This window comes from Staphylococcus agnetis, from assembly GCF_002901865.1.
Lineage (GTDB): Bacteria > Bacillota > Bacilli > Staphylococcales > Staphylococcaceae > Staphylococcus > Staphylococcus agnetis.
On record NZ_PPQF01000107.1, the window covers coordinates 1 to 4,401 of the forward strand.

Annotated in this window: 6 protein-coding genes; 5 read left to right on the plus strand and 1 reads right to left on the minus strand. The window is 34.2% G+C overall.

Features of this window, described 5'->3' with window-relative positions:
• Positions 1-4: 4 nt before the first annotated feature.
• Entirely contained in the window at positions 5-508 is a 504-nt protein-coding gene (tnpA, locus tag CD172_RS11920; RefSeq protein WP_103346472.1) for an IS200/IS605 family transposase, read from the plus strand.
• Positions 509-615: 107 nt separating this feature from the next.
• Here tnpA and CD172_RS11925 read toward each other — a convergent pair whose 3' ends face one another.
• On the minus strand, positions 616-1,152 hold the full coding sequence (locus CD172_RS11925; RefSeq protein ID WP_103346468.1) for a hypothetical protein: 537 nt from the start codon (positions 1,150-1,152) through the stop codon (positions 616-618).
• A gap of 115 nt (positions 1,153-1,267) precedes the next feature.
• Between CD172_RS11925 and CD172_RS11930 the strand changes: the two genes are divergently transcribed.
• From CD172_RS11930 to CD172_RS11945, 4 genes are all read left to right on the plus strand, one after another.
• Positions 1,268-1,885: a CDP-alcohol phosphatidyltransferase family protein gene (locus CD172_RS11930; RefSeq protein ID WP_197734932.1), complete on the plus strand. Its 618-nt coding sequence runs from the start codon at positions 1,268-1,270 to the stop codon at positions 1,883-1,885.
• The gene (locus CD172_RS11935; RefSeq protein ID WP_103346469.1) at positions 1,872-2,810 is read left to right on the plus strand and encodes a phosphatidate cytidylyltransferase; all 939 of its coding nucleotides are present in this window, start codon (positions 1,872-1,874) and stop codon (positions 2,808-2,810) included. Before CD172_RS11930 ends, CD172_RS11935 begins: the two co-directional genes overlap by 14 nt.
• Before the next feature lie 17 nt (positions 2,811-2,827).
• A complete protein-coding gene (locus CD172_RS11940; RefSeq protein ID WP_103346470.1) occupies positions 2,828-3,454 on the plus strand; it encodes a lysophospholipid acyltransferase family protein in 627 nt (208 codons plus the stop codon).
• Positions 3,455-3,561: 107 nt separating this feature from the next.
• Complete coding sequence (locus CD172_RS11945; protein WP_103346471.1) at positions 3,562-4,365, plus strand: HAD-IIB family hydrolase; 804 nt, start codon at positions 3,562-3,564, stop codon at positions 4,363-4,365.
• Positions 4,366-4,401 lie beyond the last annotated feature (36 nt).

The following is a 4,401-nucleotide window of genomic DNA, read 5'->3' on the forward strand; positions in this document are numbered from 1 at the left end:
CATAATGTCTAACGACACAAACAGTTTAGCACATACAAAATGGAATTGTAAGTATCACATAGTTTTCGCACCAAAATATAGAAGACAAATAATATATGAAAAATTAAAAAGAGATATCGGCATAATTTTAAGACAATTATGTGAAAGAAAAGGTGTTGAAATTATAGAAGCAGAAGCATGTAAAGATCATATTCATATGCTTGTGAGTATACCGTCAAAACTAAGTGTCTCTCAGTTTGTTGGATATTTAAAAGGTAAGAGCAACTTAATGATTTTCGATAAACTTGCGCATTTGAAATATAAATATGCTAATAGAAAATTTTGGTGTAAAGGATTTTATGTAGATACAGTAGGAAGAAGTAAAAAGGTGATAGAAGATTATATTCGAAACCAATTACAAGAGGATGTCGTTGCAGAACAACTCACAATGATGGAATATATCGACCCATTTACAGGGGAAGAGAATAAAAAGTTGAGAAAAAAACAGGACTCTTTTAAGGGGCGCTGAGAAAGTAGTACAGTTGGCTGATCTTTTCAGTGCCCTTACAAGGGCTAGTCAGTAACAGAGACTTTCAGCCGCAGAACAAACCACCCGTTCACACGGGTGGTTTTGATTTAAAAACCATGAATACCAAAGTAAATCGCATAAACGATGATCCATACGATAAGCCAAATCAAGATTTTGTATCGATATTGAAGCCATTTAAATACATAATGTGATAAAACATATGCAAGACTTGTAACAATGATAAATCGAACGAGTCTCGCAGGAATTGAAATTAGTAAGAATGTAATAATATTTAAATGCTGTGGTGCGATAAAGGCGAATAATTTATAAGGCACCCCGAATAAAGGACCAGTGATTAAAGCATATGCTGGGTTATCATTCATTGTAGTGATGACATGATCTACCATATACGTTTGAACAGAAGGCACATTCAGCAACATATTTAAGGTTAGTTTGTCATTATGGAGTGATGCAAAATATACACAAGCGCCACCAATTAGTGCACCTAATAACGCGCTCATTACGACTTTTACAACGACACGTTTACGTTGATATGTGATTGCAACAAATGTTAATAAAACATCTGGAATTATAAAAAAGAGTGTTGCTTCTGAAAATCCCCAAAGTATCGCTAATAACGCCAAAATGTTCACCTCAAATTATTTAATAAGACTATTTTAGCATAAAACGTTTTTGTCAATGTAATTGAATAAGTGTATAATTGCATAGAATACAATATTTTTTATATGAGGTGCTTTGATGATTAGTATTTATGAGTTAAAACCAAAATTTCAACAATTATTGATGCCTATTGTTGATACTTTGAGAAAAAAAGGCATCACACCGAATCAAGTCACGTTGAGTGCCTTAATACTCTCTATTTTAACTGGAGGACTCATAGCGGCTTTAAATGAACAGCGTTGGATTTATCTGTTAGTACCAATCGTAATGTTCGTCAGAATGGCGTTGAATGCGGTAGATGGCGTTATGGCATCGAAATATCATATGAAATCTAATCTTGGTATGTTGCTCAATGAGTTAGGGGATGTCGTCAGTGATTTAGCTTTATTTTTACCCTTTGTTTTTGTCGTGCACGATAAAGGGATATCTGTGATAATGTTTATTGGATTTGCGGTGATTAGTGAAATGGCAGGCAGTTTAGTTCAAGTGATTGGGTCTAAGAGACGATATGATGGACCGATGGGGAAAAGTGATCGTGCCTTTTTAATTGGCTTATTATCATTTTTAATCGCAGTCAATGTTCCTGTACTACCGTTGATGCACATCATCTTATATATCGCAACGTTACTCATTTTAGTGAATATCTATAAACGTGTATCAAATGGATTGAAAGGAGCAACATATGAACCTCAATAAACTTTCTTATGAAATGATGATTGTACTTATTGGCCTTTTTGTGGTACTCGTAATTTCTACCATCATTAGTCAAATTTTACTTAGAAAAAGCCCAAGTGACGTCACCCAAAATATATGGATGCGTATTAAGTCTTGGTGGGTGATGTGTATCATCTTCTCGTTAGCATTAGTGATACATAAAACCGTATCATTAGTCTTTATGGCGTTTTTATGTTTTATCGCATTAAAAGAATATTTTTCTTTGATTCCAACGAATCGCAGTCACAGACTGGTCTATTTATGGGCTTATTTAACGATACCTGTGCAATTTATTCTAATTTATAATGGATTGTATGGCTTTTTCATCATTTTTATTCCTGTATATATCTTCTTGTTAATACCGATTCAAGCACTTATAGTGGGTGAAACAAAAGGCTTTTTACATTCTATGGCCACGATACAATGGGGGATTATGTTCTTTGTATTTGGTCTAAGTCATTTGGCATATCTTATCGTATTACCAGGTTTGGATAGTACCGTTTCTGGGGCAAGTCTAGTATTATTTTTAGTCATTTTGACGCAAGCGAATGACGTATTTCAATATATCTCTGGTAAATTATTTGGGAAGCGTAAAATTATTCCTAAAGTCAGTCCGAATAAAACATGGGCAGGATTTATTGGTGGCGTCATTTTAACGACAATACTTGCGACGATTTTAGGACCGTTATTGACACCATTTTCGCTACTCGGAATGCTTGTGGCAGGTGTATATATAAGCATAAGTGGGTTTATAGGTGATGTGAATATCTCAGCATTAAAACGTGATTTAAATATTAAAGATACATCTCAAGCGATTCCTGGTCATGGCGGTGTTTTAGACCGTGTGGATTCTTTAACGTATACTGCACCACTGTTTTTCCATTTTACAAGGTTCTTTTATTTTTAAGAAAGGGGGCGTAGGAGATGAGAAATGTATTATTTACACTGATCGTACGTCCTATCGTTTTTATCGTATTAGGACTTAATATACGAAATTACGAGCGTTTAAAAAAACAAGGTCCGCTTGTGGTAATCGCAAATCATAATAGTCATTTAGATACGTTAGTTTTGATGAGTTTATTTAGAGGGGACAGTTTCAAACATGTACGGCCGGTTGCAGCAGGGGACTATTTTATGAAAAATGCATTTTTAAAATGGTTTTCAACGAAGGTGATGAATATTATTCCGATTGAACGAAAAATGACCCGTGATTTTACAGGCATGTTTCAACCCATTTTAGATGAATTAGATCAAAATGGCATCATCATTCTCTATCCAGAAGGATCACGCGGAGAACCTGAAAAGTTATCCAAATATAAGTCTGGCATTTATTATTTAATGCGTGAGCGTCCAGATGTACCCATTCAACCCATCTTTATGCATGGATTAGGAAAGGCACTACCCAAAGACAGTTTTATACTAGTGCCGTTCTTCGTAGATATTTTTATTGGAGAAACATTCAAATGTGATTTAAATCGAAAAGCATTTATGGATGAAGTTACAACTCGATTAAATCAACTTAGAGACGAAGGTAATTTTAAAGAGTGGTAGTCAAAATGAAAAAGTGCAACGTAATTACAGGTGACGATTGATAGTTTATTCTTTTGGAAAATGCGTCAATAATTGCAAGCTATGATTATGAAAAAGTGGAGGGTACCATGACTCGAAAATTATTGTTATTTGACTTCGATGAAACATATTATAAACATCAACCAACTTCTAGTGATATTGAAGATATGAAAGATTTGGAAGAGTTATTAACACAATTATCAAAAGAAAAGGTTATCGTGGCGATTTTAACTGGAAGTGCTTTAGCAAGTGTGCTTTCAAAAATGACAAAAACAGGTATGACTTTTAAACCGCATTATATTGCGACAGATTTAAGTTCTAAACTTTATACATGGAATGGCAAAAGATATGTAATTAATGAAACGTATCAAAAGCAAGTTTTAGACGGTACGTTCGAATTATCTGAAATTCAACAATTAATATCGACGATTTCTCATAAATACCATGTTTCATTTCAGCCTCAAAAAGAGTTTCAACCTTACGATACGCATTATAATTACTATTTTAAAATGCAAGGAGACGAAGCGGAAGATCAGCGTATATTAAATGACTTAATCTCAATGGCAAGTGATCAACGTTATGTAGTGAAGTATAACCGCTGTAATCCTCGTGCGGGAGACCCTGAGAATGCATACGATGTAGATTTTTTACCACAGCAAGCGGGTAAGAAATATGCGGCACAATTTTTAATGTCACTTCATGATATCCCCAAATCACAAGTCTTAGGTTTTGGGGATAGTGGGAATGATAGGGAATTTTTAAGATTTTTACACAATCGATTTGTAATGTGCAATAGTACCGATCCATCGATGACTTCAGAATTTGAAGTCACAAAGCACGCTTATTATGAAGGACTCATTTATCATATTAAGGATTTTATAAATCAAACATAGTTATAATAGCGATTGAATGTTTAATTGTGTATAAAT

Bases quoted from the DNA above. Each gene is read 5' to 3' on its own strand.
- CD172_RS11935 (WP_103346469.1), top strand. From the start codon at position 1,872: ATGAACCTCAATAAACTTTCTTATGAAATGATGATTGTACTTATTGGC.
- tnpA (WP_103346472.1), top strand. From the start codon at position 5: ATGTCTAACGACACAAACAGTTTAGCACATACAAAATGGAATTGTAAG.
- CD172_RS11940 (WP_103346470.1), top strand. From the start codon at position 2,828: ATGAGAAATGTATTATTTACACTGATCGTACGTCCTATCGTTTTTATC.
- CD172_RS11945 (WP_103346471.1), top strand. From the start codon at position 3,562: ATGACTCGAAAATTATTGTTATTTGACTTCGATGAAACATATTATAAA.
- CD172_RS11930 (WP_197734932.1), top strand. From the start codon at position 1,268: ATGATTAGTATTTATGAGTTAAAACCAAAATTTCAACAATTATTGATG.